Here is a 15,656-nt window from a genome sequence, read left to right as displayed (position 1 = left end):
CACGCGCAGCGCCGGGCAGGCGCGCCCACCTCACCCCTTGGTATGACGCGGGTCGCCAGGATTCGCCACTCGCGCGGGTTTGCCGTCATACTCCTGACCAGCCACGCGACCGGAAGGACAACCGTCACCGATGAAGTACCGGCCCAGCGACCCGGATCGGGTGCTCGACCGCGATCAGAAGGTGATCGCGGACTACGAGCAGTCTGGCGCAACCCCGCCCCGGACGGCTGCGGTGGCGGAGGACCGCAACCCCAATCAGGGCCTGGATCGAGCCGGCGTCATCAGCCACGGTTTGAAGTGGACCGCGAGCTGGTCGCTGCGGCTGATCGTGATCGGCGTCGCGACCTGGATGTTCCTCAAGGTCTTCGAGATGTTCTGGTCGGCGCTGCTGCCGGTGGCGGTGGCGCTGCTGGTCACCACGGTGCTCTGGCCGATGGTGCGCTTCTTGCGCAGCCACCGCTGGCCGCCGGCGCTCGCCGCGGCAACCGGACTGATCGTGGCTTTCCTGGTCTTCGGCGGGGTCATCGCCGCGATGGCGCCCACCGTCTCCTCACAGTGGGGTGACCTGGTGAACAAGTCGGTGGCGGGCGTCAACCAGATCCGCGACCAGTTGCAGGACGGGCCGCTGCACATCCAGCCGCACCAGATCGACCAGGCGACCACCACGATCACCGACAAGCTGAAGTCGAGCGGCGACAAGATTGCCGAGCAGGTGCTGAGCGGAGTCACGCTCGCCGGACGGGTGCTCATCGACGGCGTCGTCGCGCTGATCCTGACCTTCTTCTTCCTCAAGGACGGTCCGCGATTCCTGCCGTGGTTGCGAGTCAGTGTCGGCCGCGGCGCCGGCGCGCACCTGACCGAGGCCCTGACCAGGGTCTGGAACACCTTGTCCGGCTTCATTCGCACGCAGGCGATCGTGAGCGCGGTCGACTCGATCTGCATCGGCATCGGTTTGGTGGTGCTCGGTGTCCCGCTGGCAGTGCCGCTGGTGGTGCTGACCTTCTTCGGCGGTTTCATCCCGATCGTGGGTGCCTTCACCGCGGGCACCGTGGCGGTGCTGGTCGCGCTGGTGACGGTCGGGCTGACCAAGGCGATCATCGTGCTGGTGATCATCGTGCTGGTGCAGCAGGTCGAGGGACACGTGTTGCAGCCGCTGCTGCAGAGCCGCTCGATGCGGCTGCACCCGGCGATCGTGCTGCTCGCAATCGCCTTCGGTGGCACCGAATTCGGCATCGTCGGTGCATTCTTCGCGGTGCCGGTCGCCGCGACGGTCGCGGTGCTGTGGCGTTACCTGTCCGAGCAGATCGACCTGCGCACCGGGGACGCCTCCGCCAAGGATCTGCAAGCGGTCACCGCGGAGGGCCGGTATGCCGCAGAAGCCGGCGAGGAGCACGGGCACAAGATGGCCCGGCTGCTGCGCCGATCCCGCAACGACGACGACTGAGTCCGCTCAGCCGCGGGCCAGATGGTCACCGATCCACTCCACGAGCGGCCGGCCGGCCTCCCAGTCGCTGCGCACCCGGTCCAGCAACTCCGGCGTGCGCACGAACGGCGCGAAACCGTAGGTGGTCGACAACACCATGCTCTTACGCCGGAGCAGGTCGATGCGCGGGTGATCCGGTGAGTAGCCACGCGGCACGGTCTTCAGCTCCTCACCCATGAATTCCCAACCGTGCGAGGTGAGTTCACCGACGATCCGCTCCAGTTCGGCACCGTCCGCCGAATCGATGCCGGCCCGGATTGCTTTCAACGCAGCCGAATCCGCGTAGTAACAGCCGGCCGCCACCATCACGCCCGCAGCCGAGACCTCGACATACCAACCGGTGGCTTCGGCTGCCTTGACGAAGACTCCCTGGTGGGTCTTGTAGGGCGTCTTGTCCGGGCTGAACCGCAGATTGCGGTTGGGCCGGAAGACCTTCGGCTCGCCGAACTGGCCGCCCAGCGCCTCGCCGAGCGCGGTCATCGGCGCCCGCACCGAGTCGTCGTAGGTCTGCCGGTGCTCGGTCCAGAACGTCTTGGAGTTGTCGGCCTCGAGGTCGTCGTAGAAGTCGAAGGCCGCTTCGGGGATGCCGGTGAACGTCACCTTGCCGATCGTAGGGGCTGGCGCCGACGCGGCAGCCTTGTCGCCGACGACTGCGTGCGGCATCGCAACCTGGCCGGTCGCGGCAGGTGCAGCCGCGTATGCAGACGTCGCTCACTTGCTGGTCCTCTCGTGGTGGTACCCACTGTGTTTTGTTTGACAAAACCCATTTTTGTGAGACATAACTAGGTCATTGCGGAAGGTGAAGTTCACGCAGTCCGCTCGGCGGCACAGGGTCGGCCGGGCAAGCGTGTTCTTCGTGCTTGAGCACACCGAGCCCCGCCAGGAGTTCGGGGCGGACTGGCCACCCTCTACTGGCTCGGCGCGGATGAGCGTGGCCGCGAGCTGGAAATCGTGGGGATCGAAGTTGAGGACGCTCGCACGGGTGAGTCGATCGTGTTGGTGAAGCACGTAATGCCGACTCACCTGCGCGGACAGGGAACGACGGGATGAGGGTGATGGCGAAGTACGTGGACGCCGGCAATGCTGACCTGGAAGCGGAGGACTATCGCGCCCCCACCGGAGTACGCGTGACCGAGAAGGTCGCTGATGCCGCCGTGGAGAAGGCGCTGCGGTCTGGCCGGGCGGGGCGCCCGTCGTTGAGTAGGCCGGGGAAGGTGTCGCCGACGGTAAATGCTCGCGTGTCGGTCGCAACGAAGCGCGAGTTGCAGCGGCTGGCAAAAGAGCGCGGCGTGAAGGAATCGGTGCTTGTCCGTGAGGCGGTCGAGGCGGTCGTCTCGGGTCGTCGGCGGCGCTGAATCGGTCACTCATCGGCGGCCTCGGGCGCCGGGCAGAGTGCCACACGCGTCGCAGATGATGCCTCCGAGGACGCCTGAGCGGGACATGCAGTGCCGCCCGAGTTCACTGCTCGCCGCCTCGATCCGGTCGTTGGCGTGCTGGTCACCCACGGCGCTCACCTCGGGCGCAGTCGCGGCACGCCGTACCCGCTGGTGTGTGCGCGGGCTGCGCCGTACCAGAAGAGAGCGGCGTATTAGGGTAGCCTTACCTACTGCAATCGATGCCGGAGAGGGCGGAGCAGCATGAGCGCCACCACGCAGATCCAACCGTTCCGACTGTTCCGGGTGCGGCTGGTCGGGCGGCAGCGGCGATCGCGCAACCTGGTGCGGCTCACCTTCGCCGACCCGAAGCTCGCCGATTTCGCCGACAACGGCTACGACCAACGGATCAAGGTCGTGTTGCCCCAGGGCGGCGGTGACACGCTCGACGAATTCCCAATGGGCCCAGACTGGTTCAGCGTATGGCGGAGCCAACCGACGGACCGGCGCGCGCACATCCGGACCTACACCATCGTGGCGGTGCGACCGGACACCGGCGAGATCGACGTCGACTTCGTCGACCACGGCGCGACCGGGCCGGGCTCACGGTTCGCCGCGGAGTCGGCAGTCGGCGACGAGACGATCATCCTCGGCCCCTCCAGGTCGTATGACGGGACGCACGGCGGGTTGGAGTTTCGCCGGGAGCTGGCGGGCAGGTCGCGGCAACTGATCGTGGGCGACCTAACGGCGCTGCCGGCTATTGCCGGGATAGCCCGCGAACTCCCCTCGACCGCAACGGGTTTCATCAGCATCGAGGTGCCCCACGCCGAGGATGCTCGCGGTGTGCGGGTGCCGAGCGGCGTGCACCTCGACTGGTGCGTCACTTCCGCAGGGCACGATCAGCTCGGCACCGTGCGGCAATGGCTCGCCGGCCTCGGCCCGCTGGACGGCGATCAGGCGCAGACGACGGTGATCGACGACGGCGGGGACGACCCCTACTGGGAGGTCACCGCGACCGAGCAGGCCGCCGCCGCTCCCCCGGCGGTTTCCGCCTGGGTCGCGGGCGAGTCCGGACGGGTGCGCGCGCTGCGACGGATGCTGGTCGACGACTTCGAGATCCCGCGCGCGGCGGTGTGCTTCATGGGCTATTGGCGCGAGGGCGTCGCGGGCTCCTGATCGCCCAGGCGAGAATCCACCGATCATTTTCCTGACAGCTGTCATGCTGGACGGCTAGCGTGCCGTGGCAGGCAGCGCGTCAGGGAGGCGAGACAGATGACGGTGAACACCCAGATCAAGGCCGTGGCAGCCCGCATGCGGCGCGCCGGTTACGCGGTGGCCCGCGCCGGGGTGTGCTCGTCGCTCGCACCGGAGCCACTTCGGGTCGGCGTGCTGCGCGCCACCGGCGCACTCATCGAGCCGACCACGTCGGTCCGGCCGCGCGTGCACATGAGCGACGACGTGCGACTCGGCGCCGACTCCTCCGTCGGCGAGGAGTGCCTGCTGCAGGGACCGCTGACCCTGGGCGATCGCAGCCACCTCGGCCCTCGCACCCTCGTCATCACCTACACCCATCAGATCGGCGGCCACGAATTACGTTGCCCTGAGCCGCCTTTGGTCAAGCCGGTGACGATCGGCACAGGCTGCTGGATCGGCGCGGGAACGATCATCCTGCCGGGCGTGACGATCGGCGACGGCGTCATCGTGGCCGCCGGAGCGGTAGTCACCAAGGACTGCGAGCCCGACTCGTTGTATGCCGGAGTGCCCGCCCGGCTGATCCGTCGCCTCCCCTAGGCCGGCCAACGTGACCTGGTTCACAAAGCTACCTACTTCCGAGTAGGTTTGGGCAATGGACATCTCCCTGAACTGGAAGCTCAAGTCGGACCCGGACGAGGTCTACGAAGACGCGATCAAGACCGAATATCAGGACGACATCTGCCAGAACGCCGGCGCGCTGAGCTACAACAGCTCGGTCGTCGAGAAGGGCCCCGGCCACCAGGTGACGGTGCAGCGGGTCATGCCGTCCGGTGACGTGCCGGATCTGCTGAAGAAGCTGGTCGGCGACAAGGTCGACGTCACGCAGGTGATCACCTGGGGCGAGCGGCAGGCCGACGGCAGCCGCACCGGCACCGTGGAGGTGACGATGAAGGGGCAGCCGATCACGATGAAGGGCACCACCTCCATCGCGCCCGACGGCACCGGCTCACGAGTGGGCGTCAAGGCCGACCTGAAGGCCAAGCTGCCGCTGATCGGCGGCAAGATCGAGAAGATGGCCGCGCCGGAGATCCTCAACGCGATCAAGGCCGAGGAAGACACCAGCCACCAGTGGGACGACCGCAAACACCCCTGACGAGAAGGGTTTTCGCGGCTCCCGTCATACGGGATCAGGCGGGGGCGACGCGCATCGCGGTGCCGCCGGTGATGCGCACCAGGTCGGCGTAGCTAAGCGGGAAAACCGTCTTGGGTGTGCCGCCTGCCGCCCACAATTCGTCGTACGCCTGCAGCGAGCTGTCCACGATCGTGCGCAGCGGCTCCGGGTGGCCGATCGGCGAAACGCCGCCGATCGGCTGCCCGGTGACCTGCTTGACGTGATTGGGCGCGGCCTGGGTGATCTCCTGCCCGAGTTCGAGTCCGAGCATCGCGGTGTCGACCCGGTGCGCGCCACTGGTCATCACCAACAGCGGCTGATCGTCGGCCAGAAACACCAGGCTGCTCGCGATCGCCCCGACCTGGGCGCCGAGCGCGGCCGCAGCCTGCGCCGCGGTGTGCGTCGATTCCGGGAGCGCCCGGATCTGACCGGGCACGCCGTGCTCGGCGAGTAATTGCTGGATCCGCTGACTACGTGCGGGCAGGTCGCTCATTGCTCTCCTTCGGATCGTCGGGGCGACATCGCCAGCGTATGGCGGCGCCTACGCCCAAGTCAGGCGCCCCGGTCGTCCGCAGGTACGCTTTCCAGCGCGCCCCCGTAGCTCAGGGGATAGAGCACCGCTCTCCTAAAGCGGGTGTCGGCTGTTCGAATCAGCCCGGGGGCACTGACTGACGTCGGTCCCCACCCAGTGACGACGCCCGCAACGAGCGACGTCCTTGCAGCAACGTCTCTCATTGCGTTGGACGTCAGTGAGTGGACAAGGACGTCACTCGCGACACTCACCCGCCGCGACCCGTTTCGCACAGGCGAGGCCAGTAGGGTCGCGGCGCACTTTCGCCATACCGCAGAGGGGAACCATGCTCGACCGTCGCCATTTCCGGACCTTCGCCGTCGCCGCAACCGCCGCGCCCTGACACTCGGACTCACCGCCTGCGGGGGAGGCAGTTCCGGCGGCAATTCGGACTCCGGCTCGCCTGCTGCGGCCGACTCGTCCACAGCAGCGCAGAGCACGAAGACGTCCGGCGGTGGAGCGCACCAGGCGGCCGCGACGCCGATCACCGCCAAGGGCAAGACGTATGACGTGACGGTCACCAAGATCACCGACCCTGCCGATGCCAAGGCACCGTGGGGCGGGCCGCCGAGCCACTACGCCGCGCTCGAGGTCACGCTCAAGCAGACGGTCACGGCCACGCCGGCCGCGATCAACAGCTCGTGCTTCACCGCCACCGGCACCGATGGGCAGCCGGCCAAGGTGATGACCGGCTACACCGCCGACGGGGGCACCGCGATCAACGGCACCCTGACCCAGGGCGCTCCGGTCAGCGGTCAGGTCATCGTCGAACTGCCCGAGGACGGCTCGCTGAAGTCACTTGTCGCCAAGTGCGACAACAAGAGCCAGGACCAGGTGACGGTGCCGATCGGCTGACGTCAAGTCAGTTACGGCGCAGGATCGCGACCAGGAAGTCCGACTCCGGACCGAACGGCCGCACGTCCCACGTGCCGAGAAGCGTGTCCGCGACCAGGCCGCCACGGTCGGCGTCGGCGAGGAAATCCTCGAACGCATAACCCCGGCCGGCGCCGAACCCGATGGCCGCGCGCCCGCCGGGCACGAGGTGCGCAGCCAGTCGCTCGAGCACTCGTGCTCTGGTCGTCGGCGCGAGGAAGGTCATCACGTTGCCGGCGCTGACCACCAGGTCGAAGGGTTCGGCGACGCCTGCCGCCGGCAGGTCGAGCGTGGCCAGATCCTGCACCAGCCACGTCGGCCCCGGGTGGTCCTGCTTCGCCGCCTTGATCAACGTCGGGTCGACATCGACACCGACGACCGTATGGCCCGCCCGGTGCAGGGCAGCCCCGACCCGGCCGGGACCGCAGCCGGCGTCGAGGATGCGCGCACTACGCGCCGCCATCGCATCGATCAGCCGCGCCTCGCCGTCCAGGTCGGCACCGTCGCGCGCCATGGTGCGGAAGCGCTCGACATACCAGCTCGAGTGCTCGGGGTTCTCCTCGACCTGACGCATCCAGAGGCTTTTGTCGACCATCACCCCATCGTGCCCGGTCGGGGCTACCCGTTCCTCAGCGAGGCGCGCCGAACGCCCGCGCCCTGCTGGCGGTATGCCACCCGCACCCGATCCGCCAAACGCGCCCATCGCCCGACGACAGCTCCTATGGTCGGACCCATGGAAGACAACGGATTCCTGCACCGCTACTACCTCAACAACCCGGGTCGCTTGATGCACAAGTGGATCCACTACTTCGACATCTACGAGGACCATTTCAGCCGCTATCGCGGCACCGACGTGCGCTTCCTGGAGATCGGCGTCGGCCGTGGTGGCAGCCAGCAGATGTGGCGCGACTATTTCGGACCCGACGCCGACATCGTCTGTCTGGACCTTGAGGACCTGTCCGATCGGGTCGACCCGAAGGTGGCCACCTTCTACCAGGGTGACGAGACCGACACCACGGTGCTCCAGCGGATCGTCGACGAACACGGGCCGCTCGACGTCGTGCTCGACGACGGCAGCCACATCAGCTCGCACATGGTCAAGACCTTCGAATTCCTCTACCCGACGATGGCACCGGACGGCGTCTACATGATCGAGGACGTGCACGCGTCATACAGCCCGCCGCACGAGGGCGGCTACAAGCGAGCAGGCACGATCATCGAGTACACCAAGGACCTGCTCGACCGGCTCAACTTCACCTACGTCAAAGAACTTCCGCGGGACGACAAATTCGGGCGCACCACGCAGGGCATCCACATCTACGACTCGATCATCGCCTTCGAGCGCCGCCCGAAGGCACACCCGCAGTGGCTGATCACCGGCGGCAGTGGACGTCTCGGCGACTGGGCCTTCCAACCCCGTCCCCCGGTGCACGACCTGCCCGGCGACTGACCTCACCCAACCCATGCCCGGCCGGCTCAGCACACCTTCTGCAGGTCGACCGCGTTCGCCATGATGCCGTAACCGGTGGCGTTGGGGTGGATCCAGTCGGGGCTGGCGTATGCCGGCAGCAATTGTGTCGGCTTGGCCGGATCCCGCACTGCCGCATCGAAATCCACCACCGAGTCGAAGGCGCCCGAGCTGCGGATCCAGCTGTTCACTTGTTGCCGGATCGCCTCGCCTTGCGGGGTATACCCCTCATATCCCTCGTATGGCGTGAGCGTCCCGCCGACGACGGTCACGCCCTGCGCATGACCCTGCTTGATCAGCGACTGATAGCCGGCGGTGATCTGATCCGCGGTGATGCCCGGGATGGTGAGGATGTCGTTGATGCCTTCGAGCACGACGACCGATTTGACCCCGGGTCGGGCGATGTCCCGCGCGAAGCGGTCGACACCGGGATCACCGGCCTCGGGGACCAATCCCCCTGCCAGCAGCCGGTTTCCGCTGATCGACTGATTGAGCACACCGCACTGCTTCGGCCCTGGGCGGGCCATCAACCGCTTCGCGACCTGGTCGGGATAGCGCAGGTCCGCATCGACCGGGGTGCCGTTGCCATCGGTGATCGAGTCGCCGAAGAAGGCAACCGTGCCCCGGGCCGGAGTACGCACCGAGATGCCGGACAGGAAATAGCGAGCCGAGTCCTGGACCGCGAATGCCGCTCCCCCGTTTGCGGATTCGTCGCCGGTTGCCGTGTAGTTGGTGCTCAACCCCAGCCAGTGCCAAGTCACCGGACCGGTCGCTTGCGGGAAGTAGGACGACACCACGACCTCGGAGCCGGCCTCCGCCCGGAAGACCACCGGGTCCGACTGCACGTCCTCACCGGCCGGGATGGTCACTGTGCGCTGTCCGCCGAAGGTGACCCCACGCACGCTGCGCGGGTCGACGGCGGCACCGCCAGCGGCCGCTCGCCGAGCGACAGTCGTAGCCCCGATGACGAGCGGACGATCGCCATACAAGTTGCTGAACCGCAACCGAATCGCGCTCCCACCGACCGAGATTCGCGCTACCTGGCGTAGTGTCTGGTCGCCGAAACCGGTGGCTGACGTCCCAGTCACGCCGTGCGTAGCGACTGCGACGCCCCAGGTGCCAAACCATTTGTTGGCGCCCCCGGACGTCGCGGCAGTCGCCGGCACGACGAGCGCGACAGTCATGCCTCCGGCCGCGACGACGGCAGCGCACCACCGAATCCCCTTGCGTTCGCTCACCATTTGTCCAACACCGTCTCCGGCCCGTCCTTCGCGATCTGCTGTGCCTTGTCGTAGCTCTCGATGAGGTTCTGATACTTCGGCACGATGAGTTCGGCCATGAGGTCGCGCCATGGCAACCAGTCCTTCTGGTTCCAGGTCTTCATGAGGTAGGCGATGACTGCATAGGTGTCGATCGGCACCGCACCGGCCTGCACGATGCGGGCCAGCGTAAGCTCGGTGGCCATCGTGGTCCAGTTGCCCGAGGCGTCGATCACCGCGAAGACACGGTATCCGGCGGCCAGCGCGTCGACCGTGGGGAACGCCAGGCAGACACTGGTGAGGCAGCCGGCGATGATCAGCGTCTTGCGGCCGGTCTTCTCGATCGCAGTCACGAAGTCCGGCATCTCCCACGCATTGATCTGACCCTGGCGGGCGATGTAGGTCGCATCCGGGTTGTTGGCGTGCACCTCCGGGATCAGCGGGCCATTGGGCCCGTCCGGCACGGATGCCGTTGTCAGCGTTGGGATCTTGGTGAGGTATGCCGCGCGCGACAGCGCGGACACGTGCCGCCGCAGCGCCGACTCCTCGATGTCCTGCACCAGCTGGAACAGCCCCGACTGGTGGTCGATCAAGCACATCACCGCGTCGTCAGGATCGACGACCGCCGGCATCTTGTCGAAGTTGGCTGCTGCGGTCATGACGGAATCCCTTCCACGATCTCCTTGAGAATGCCGAGCTGCTGGTAAAGCGTGATCCGATCCCAGAAGATCCACGCTTCCTTCAACTGGTTCTTGTCGTTGTAGACCAGGCGCATCGCCGCCTCGACGTCGAAGGACTTCCCGGTCGGCTGGATCACCTTGCCAGTGGCTACGTCGGTCATCGGTCCGGTCATGGTGGCGGTCACCCGCTCCCAGGACGCTGCGGTGTCACCTTCGATCGTGATGCCGATGCTGTTGAATTTGATGTCGGGCAGCGCCGACCACAGCATCGTGAAGAAGCTGACCAGCTTTTGTGCGTCGAGTGGCTCCGGGTTCTGCGGCTGGTGCATCACGAAGTCATCGCTCGCCAGGTCCAGGATCTGTTGCGGATCATGGGAATTGCCCGCCGCGAGCCAGGCGCGCACGTCGTCGTGGGTCGGCATGATTGCTGCTCCTTGCTGTTTGGTGATTCGACTGTTCAGGTTTCTCCGGCCGGCTCAGGCCGGTGCATCCGCCGAGACCTGATGGATCTCGGCCACGAAGCCGCCGAGGAACTGCACCATCGCGCTGGTGCGGCCATTGGCCGTATGCGGGTCGGCGACGACCTGCGCGCCGGCTGCGGTCGCGGTCGCGAGCGTCGCCGTGAGGTCGTCGACCACGAAGCCGGTGAAGTCCCACCCGTAGGGGTAGGGCTGATGGCCGTTGGTCTCCAGCACCAGCAGACGGCCGTATCCCGACTCGTAGGTGACCCGCCGGATCGTGGTGTCCGGCATCCCGACCTCCGCGCCGTCCGCGACAGGGTCGTCGGTCTGCACCGTGCCGCGAGTCAGTGTCGTGAATGCCGCGAGGAAAGGATCGATCGTCAACGGCCCCAGGTAGATTCGCGCCTCCGGGATATGCGTCAACTCCGGGAAGCCCATCTCCGCCGGCGGCTCGTAGAACTGCAGAGCGCTGCCGCCGGGCAGCCGCACGATCGACTGTAGGCCACCGAGGTCGTCGAAGGGCGCCACCGCGAAATCCAGGCCGGCCTCCGTCGCCCGGCCGATCATTTCGTCGCGGCGACGGATGCGGTAGCCGTGCTTGTCCTGGCCGAACGGATATGGGATCGGGGTGGAGAAGCCGAACAGCGAGAGCAAGCCGTAGGGCGACAGCAGCACCGACACCACCGAAAGACTCGGCTGCGGGCAGATATTGAGCTCGCCGTACGTTTTGACCTCGCCGCCGAAGACGGCCTGCAACTGCTCGGTGAGCGGCGCCATGTCGGCGAACGTGGTGTAGATGTGCGTGGAGTCGTATGCCGGGCCGTGCCCCTCGTCCGGCTCGTAGTCAGGCTCGGCGCCCGGTGCGGGCTCGGTCGTCGCCATCGCTCACCACCCGCTCACAACTCGCCCTTGGGCGAGCCGTCGCTGCTCGGCACCGGCGTGAGGAGCATCCAGTCGGACGGTCCCGCTGCCAGCGACGCGACGTCGACTCCCGCCTTCTGCAACGAGTCGCCGTTGGCATGACCCTCGAACGCCTCCTGCGACGCCCACTTCTCGATCGTGACGAACTTGCCGTCGCTCTCGTGCAGGGCATAGAGATCGCAGCCATCCTCCTGATGCACGATCGGCAGCAGCCTCTGAAAGGCCTCTCGTACGGCGTCCTGCTTGCCTTCGGCGGGGGTGATGACCGCGGTGATGACGACTGCGGACATGACGACACTCCGTTCCGCGTGGGTCGGGCGCACCTTTTCGCCGTGGTACGAAAAGCGCGACCCCGAATCGGTAATTCCCAACCCTTGCAGGGTGATTCGAGGTCGCGCCATATGCGAACCTCCACAGATCCGGTATCTCGGCTGTGGATGTCCACACTCGTCAGGTCAGGCCGGCAGCTGCTCTGCGATCCAGGAGACGACCTGATCGGCAACGAAAGCGATCTGCTCGTCCTGGCCCTGCAGGTAGTGCGTGCCACCCTCGACGGGCACCAGCCGCTTGCGCTCGTGCGGCACTGCGTCATACATCATCCGCGCGTAGCTCGGGAAGCAGACCTGATCGGCGGTGCCGTACATCACCAGGGTCGGCACGCTGGTGTGCCGCAGTTGCCGCGGGCCGTCGCAATTGGACTCGTCGATGCTCCATTGACTGAGCCAGGACCGCAGGCTGGAGTAGTGCCCGAGCGTCGCCGGCATCATGTTGGCCTCCTCGGCCGTGCCCCACACCGTGCCGGGGACGCGATCGGACGGATCGATCGTGCCGTCGAGGAAGCGGGGGTCGGCCGCGGTGCCGTGTATGACGAAGGGCAGGTCCTTCACCGGACCCTCGGCACGCTTGAGCTCGTCGAGCTGGTCATGCACCCACGCGGTGATCCGCCGGTTGCGGGCGACCTGCGCGGCGCGGTAACGGACGAGGAAGTCCTCGTCGTACGGCGCGGTGCGCGAGCCGTCGAACAGGTCGAATTCCGGGTCCCGCTGGGTCGGGTCCTGCTCGTCGAGGATCGCCGGGTCGAGCCAGTCGGTGTAGACCAGTGCCCGCCCCGGGTGCGCCATGAGGGAGATGAGGCCGTCCACCGGCGGCAGGTGCGCCGCAGTGAGATCGACCGGGTCCCCGGCGGGGGTGGCGGTGATCGTCGGATGCTCGGCCTGGCTCTGATAGAGCGCCGCGAGTCCGCCACCGCCGGAGTTGCCGACCAGCAGCACGCGCTCGTAGCCGCGGTCGCGCAGGAATGCCACCGCGGCGCCGATGTCGAGCACGCAGTTCTCCATGATCAGCGAACTGTCGTTGCCGAGGTAGCGCGTGGTCAGGCCCACGGCGTCGACCCCGCGGGCGGCGAGCGGCTCGAGCAGGTAGTGACCCATGAAGTTGGACGCCGGATGCGTCACGATCACAACGGTTTTCGACGGCTGCTCCGCCTTGTGCAGGGTGCCCCAGATCTTCCCCGCCATGCGAGCGATGCCGGAGTAGATCTCGATCGTGTTGCTGGTGGCCATCGGGATGGCCAGTAGTTCGGGCATGGTGTTCCTCGTTCCTCGCCGCGTGCGGCGCTGTTGCCGATGAGTCAGGCGCCCGCGGCGCCGGGTCCGCGACCCGACCACGTCCAGGCATAGGCGGGGTCCTCCGCGGCGCGGCCGCCCTCACCGAGTCCGAGCGGCCGGAAGGTGTCGACCATGACCGCAAGCTCTTCGAATTTGGTTGTCCCGAGCGATTTTTCGATCGCCCCGGGGTGAGGCCCGTGCGCGTACGCGCCGGGGTGCAGTGACACCGACCCGAGGTTGATGCCGGAGCCGGCGCGGGCGGTGTAGTCGCCGCCCGCGTAGAACATCACCTCGTCGCTGTCGACATTGGTGTGGTAGTAGGGCAACGGCACAGCCTGCGGGTGATAAGCAGCGTTGCGCGGCACGAAGTTGCACACCACGAAGCCCGCTCCCTCGAAGACCTGATGCGTCGGCGGCGGCTCAACGATGCGGCCGGTGATCGGCTCGAAGTCGTCGACGTTGAACGTCAGCGGGTAGAGGCCGCCGTCCCAACCGACAACGTCGAACGGATGCGTCTCGTAGACCAGCCGGGTGCCGACGACGCCACTGGGCGAGTCACCGCGGTGTTTGACGAGCACTTCGACGTCGGTGCCCTCGACGACCAACGGCTCCGTCGGCGCGTGCAGGTCCCGCTCGCAGTATGGCGAGTTCTCCAGGAACTGCCCGTAGCGCGACATGTAGCGGTCCGGCGGCGCGATGTGACTGTTCGCCTCGACCGTGTAGAGCCGCAACGGTGCTCCCGCATCGGGCAGCCAGCGGTGCGTCGTCCCACGCGGCAGGATGACGTAGTCGCCGCTGCGGGCGTGCAACATGCCGAAGACCGTCTCGACGGTGGCGCCGCCACCCTCCACGAACACGCACTCGTCACCCATGCTGTTGCGGTAGTAGGGCGACGGGGCGCCAGCCACGACGTAGCCGATGCGCACGTCGTCGTTGCCGAGGATCAACCGGCGCCCGGTGACGGGATCGGTTTGCTGCCAGTCGTTCTCGCCCCACAGCTCGTGCAGTTTCAGGTGTCGGGCCAGCACCGGGTGGTTGTTCGTGGTGGTGAGGTCCGGCAGCTCCCACACGGTGCTGTCGACGATCGATGACGGCACGCCCTTGTGGTAGAGCAGCGAGGAGTTGGACGCAAAGCCCTCCTCCCCCACCATCTCCTCGTAGTAGAGACCGCCCGCGCTCCCGTCGCCCGTCGGACGCCGAAACTGGGTGTGCCGCTTGGGCGGGATCTCGCCGACTCGTTGGTAGAAGCTCACGTCATACCTCCTGCGGTTCGACGTCGGGCGGCACGTAGCCGCGCTCACCCGGCAGGGTGTAGGGCCCACCGTCGACCTCGGCGACCGGATCCGGCCGGTTGTCGAACTCCAACTGCAGCGCCCGGGATATCACCGAGTTCATCGCGTAATAGCCGACGATGTAGGTCAGTTCGAGGATCTGCTCGTCGCTCAGTGCGGCGCGCAGGGCGTCGAAGACCTCGTCGGCGACCCGTCCGCGATCCAGAGTCAGGGCGTCGGCATACGCCAGCACGGCGCGTTCGGCCGGGGTGAACAGATCGGATACCTGCCAGGCGCGGATCGCCGAGATCCGCTCGTCGGTCTCACCCTGCGCACGCAACGCCTTCGCGTGCTGGGAGTAGACGAACTGACTGCCCACCGACCACGCGGCCCGGGTCTGGCCGAGCTCGCGCAGGCGCGGATCGAGCACCCGGGCCGGATTGTGATACATGGCGTAGGCGTCGACGAAGTGCCGCAGCACATCGGGCACCAACGCGAAGACGGTCCACCAGTCACCGGGGGTGCCGGTCTCGGTCCCAGGCTCGGCCACCGGGTCGCGGTCGCCGAAAACCTGCTGGTACATCTGCGCGGTGTAACTGTCGGTCACTTCGTCGCGCGGAATCTGACGTAGTCGTGGCATGTCACGCCTCCTTGACGAAAAACCTTGTCATTCCTGGTATTCGGCGCCGATGACGATCGCGGCGAGCCAGGCACGCTCGGTGCCGTTGTTGGTCCAGCGGTGGCGGGTGGCGTTCTGGACGACGGTGTCGCCGGCCTGCAGCACGGTGCTGACGCCGTCACCGACGTCCATCGTCACCTCGCCGGACAGCACGACGATGAAGTCGATCGAGTTGGTGCGGTGCATGCCGGGGTTGTCCTGCTCCATCACCTCGAGCAGTCCGGGCACCTCACGCTGCATCTCGGCGACCGCCTCCTCCATCTGGTCCTCAGCGGGGAAAGTCACCTCGTCCGCCGTCGGCACGCTGAAGATGCTGAAGTGGTAGCCGCCGGGCGGCGGGCAGAACGGCGGGTACTGCGTCGGGGAGCCGTCGTCCGGGAAGGTGGGCGCCTCGGTCGCACCCCAGAGCGACACGGTGGTGATGCCACCTCCGAGCGCTAGGGCAACCTCGGGTACCTGCTCGTCGGAGGCGATGACCGGGATGCCTTCCTTGTGCCCGGTGACGACGCGGCGAACGTTCTTCATGACTACTCCAAACATTGATGCTGCATTGAGGGCGCATGCGGTTTGCATACTATGTGACCTGCGACACTGTGCTGCAACGCCGACCCTACGCCAGATGTTCCCGACGGTCTCCTTTTTTGC

General features: G+C 67.0%; 19 protein-coding genes and 1 tRNA gene. 8 read left to right on the top strand and 12 right to left on the bottom strand.

The features are described 5' to 3' along the window. Positions 1–130 precede the first annotated feature (130 nt). Positions 131–1,444: an AI-2E family transporter gene (locus N2M23_RS04960; protein ID WP_265443735.1), complete on the top strand. Its 1,314-nt coding sequence runs from the start codon at positions 131–133 to the stop codon at positions 1,442–1,444. A 6-nt stretch (positions 1,445–1,450) separates the two neighbouring features. Here the strand turns inward: N2M23_RS04960 and N2M23_RS04955 are convergent, their stop codons facing one another. Then, positions 1,451–2,083, bottom strand: a complete 633-nt coding sequence (locus N2M23_RS04955) for a DUF2461 domain-containing protein (RefSeq protein WP_265443734.1) — start codon at positions 2,081–2,083, stop codon at positions 1,451–1,453. Positions 2,084–2,538: 455 nt separating this feature from the next. On the opposite strand from N2M23_RS04955, the gene N2M23_RS04950 reads away from it, so the two are divergent. The 4 genes from N2M23_RS04950 (at position 2,539) to N2M23_RS04935 (ending at position 5,203) form a co-directional block, all read left to right on the top strand. Beyond that, positions 2,539–2,838: a hypothetical protein gene (locus N2M23_RS04950; protein ID WP_265443732.1), complete on the top strand. Its 300-nt coding sequence runs from the start codon at positions 2,539–2,541 to the stop codon at positions 2,836–2,838. A gap of 282 nt (positions 2,839–3,120) precedes the next feature. Next, positions 3,121–4,032 carry a siderophore-interacting protein gene (locus N2M23_RS04945; RefSeq protein WP_265443731.1) on the top strand — a complete coding sequence of 304 codons (912 nt, stop codon included), beginning with the start codon at positions 3,121–3,123 and terminating at the stop codon, positions 4,030–4,032. A gap of 96 nt (positions 4,033–4,128) precedes the next feature. Then, a complete protein-coding gene (locus tag N2M23_RS04940; RefSeq protein WP_265443730.1) occupies positions 4,129–4,647 on the top strand; it encodes an acyltransferase in 519 nt (172 codons plus the stop codon). Positions 4,648–4,702: 55 nt separating this feature from the next. Continuing rightward, the gene (locus tag N2M23_RS04935) at positions 4,703–5,203 is read left to right on the top strand and encodes a DUF2505 domain-containing protein (protein WP_265443729.1); all 501 of its coding nucleotides are present in this window, start codon (positions 4,703–4,705) and stop codon (positions 5,201–5,203) included. 34 nt (positions 5,204–5,237) lie between these two features. On the opposite strand, the gene N2M23_RS04930 is transcribed toward N2M23_RS04935, so the two are convergent. Further along, positions 5,238–5,714 carry a YbaK/EbsC family protein gene (locus N2M23_RS04930; protein ID WP_265443728.1) on the bottom strand — a complete coding sequence of 159 codons (477 nt, stop codon included), beginning with the start codon at positions 5,712–5,714 and terminating at the stop codon, positions 5,238–5,240. 98 nt (positions 5,715–5,812) lie between these two features. Between N2M23_RS04930 and N2M23_RS04925 the strand changes: the two genes are divergently transcribed. Together N2M23_RS04925 and N2M23_RS04920 are read left to right on the top strand one after the other, a co-directional pair. Next, positions 5,813–5,885: transfer RNA gene (locus N2M23_RS04925), tRNA-Arg, on the top strand. A 24-nt stretch (positions 5,886–5,909) separates the two neighbouring features. Beyond that, positions 5,910–6,647 (top strand): hypothetical protein, encoded by a 738-nt coding sequence (locus N2M23_RS04920; protein ID WP_265443726.1) that lies wholly within the window; start codon positions 5,910–5,912, stop codon positions 6,645–6,647. Positions 6,648–6,654: 7 nt separating this feature from the next. On the opposite strand, the gene N2M23_RS04915 is transcribed toward N2M23_RS04920, so the two are convergent. Then, positions 6,655–7,260, bottom strand: a complete 606-nt coding sequence (locus N2M23_RS04915; protein WP_265443725.1) for a class I SAM-dependent methyltransferase — start codon at positions 7,258–7,260, stop codon at positions 6,655–6,657. Positions 7,261–7,398: 138 nt separating this feature from the next. Between N2M23_RS04915 and N2M23_RS04910 the strand changes: the two genes are divergently transcribed. Next, positions 7,399–8,115: a class I SAM-dependent methyltransferase gene (locus N2M23_RS04910; RefSeq protein WP_265443724.1), complete on the top strand. Its 717-nt coding sequence runs from the start codon at positions 7,399–7,401 to the stop codon at positions 8,113–8,115. A 26-nt stretch (positions 8,116–8,141) separates the two neighbouring features. Here N2M23_RS04910 and N2M23_RS04905 read toward each other — a convergent pair whose 3' ends face one another. The 9 genes from N2M23_RS04905 to N2M23_RS04865 all read right to left on the bottom strand — a co-directional run bounded on the left by N2M23_RS04905 (position 8,142) and on the right by N2M23_RS04865 (position 15,536). Next, a complete protein-coding gene (locus N2M23_RS04905) occupies positions 8,142–9,371 on the bottom strand; it encodes an SGNH/GDSL hydrolase family protein (protein WP_265443722.1) in 1,230 nt (409 codons plus the stop codon). Continuing rightward, a complete protein-coding gene (locus N2M23_RS04900) occupies positions 9,368–10,051 on the bottom strand; it encodes an isochorismatase family protein (RefSeq protein WP_265443721.1) in 684 nt (227 codons plus the stop codon). Before N2M23_RS04900 ends, N2M23_RS04905 begins: the two co-directional genes overlap by 4 nt. Further along, positions 10,048–10,494, bottom strand: coding sequence for an ester cyclase (locus N2M23_RS04895; protein WP_265443719.1), 447 nt, complete (start codon positions 10,492–10,494; stop codon positions 10,048–10,050). The genes N2M23_RS04900 and N2M23_RS04895 overlap by 4 nt, the downstream gene beginning before the upstream one ends. Before the next feature lie 54 nt (positions 10,495–10,548). Continuing rightward, positions 10,549–11,415 carry a hypothetical protein gene (locus N2M23_RS04890; protein ID WP_265443717.1) on the bottom strand — a complete coding sequence of 289 codons (867 nt, stop codon included), beginning with the start codon at positions 11,413–11,415 and terminating at the stop codon, positions 10,549–10,551. A 14-nt stretch (positions 11,416–11,429) separates the two neighbouring features. Continuing rightward, a complete protein-coding gene (locus N2M23_RS04885) occupies positions 11,430–11,744 on the bottom strand; it encodes a putative quinol monooxygenase (RefSeq protein ID WP_265443715.1) in 315 nt (104 codons plus the stop codon). Between the two features lie 165 nt (positions 11,745–11,909). Next, positions 11,910–13,040, bottom strand: coding sequence for an alpha/beta hydrolase (locus N2M23_RS04880; protein ID WP_265443714.1), 1,131 nt, complete (start codon positions 13,038–13,040; stop codon positions 11,910–11,912). A gap of 44 nt (positions 13,041–13,084) precedes the next feature. Beyond that, positions 13,085–14,314 carry a homogentisate 1,2-dioxygenase gene (locus tag N2M23_RS04875; protein WP_265443713.1) on the bottom strand — a complete coding sequence of 410 codons (1,230 nt, stop codon included), beginning with the start codon at positions 14,312–14,314 and terminating at the stop codon, positions 13,085–13,087. A gap of 1 nt (position 14,315) precedes the next feature. Beyond that, a complete protein-coding gene (locus tag N2M23_RS04870) occupies positions 14,316–14,972 on the bottom strand; it encodes a carboxymuconolactone decarboxylase family protein (RefSeq protein WP_265443712.1) in 657 nt (218 codons plus the stop codon). Between the two features lie 27 nt (positions 14,973–14,999). Continuing rightward, positions 15,000–15,536 carry a cupin domain-containing protein gene (locus N2M23_RS04865; protein WP_265443710.1) on the bottom strand — a complete coding sequence of 179 codons (537 nt, stop codon included), beginning with the start codon at positions 15,534–15,536 and terminating at the stop codon, positions 15,000–15,002. Positions 15,537–15,656: the final 120 nt, after the last annotated feature.

Source organism: Flexivirga meconopsidis (assembly GCF_026162425.1).
Taxonomy (GTDB): Bacteria; Actinomycetota; Actinomycetes; order Actinomycetales; family Dermatophilaceae; genus Flexivirga; species Flexivirga meconopsidis.
Note: the sequence above shows the minus strand (reverse complement) of the source record. Positions and strands in the feature narration are given on the sequence as shown.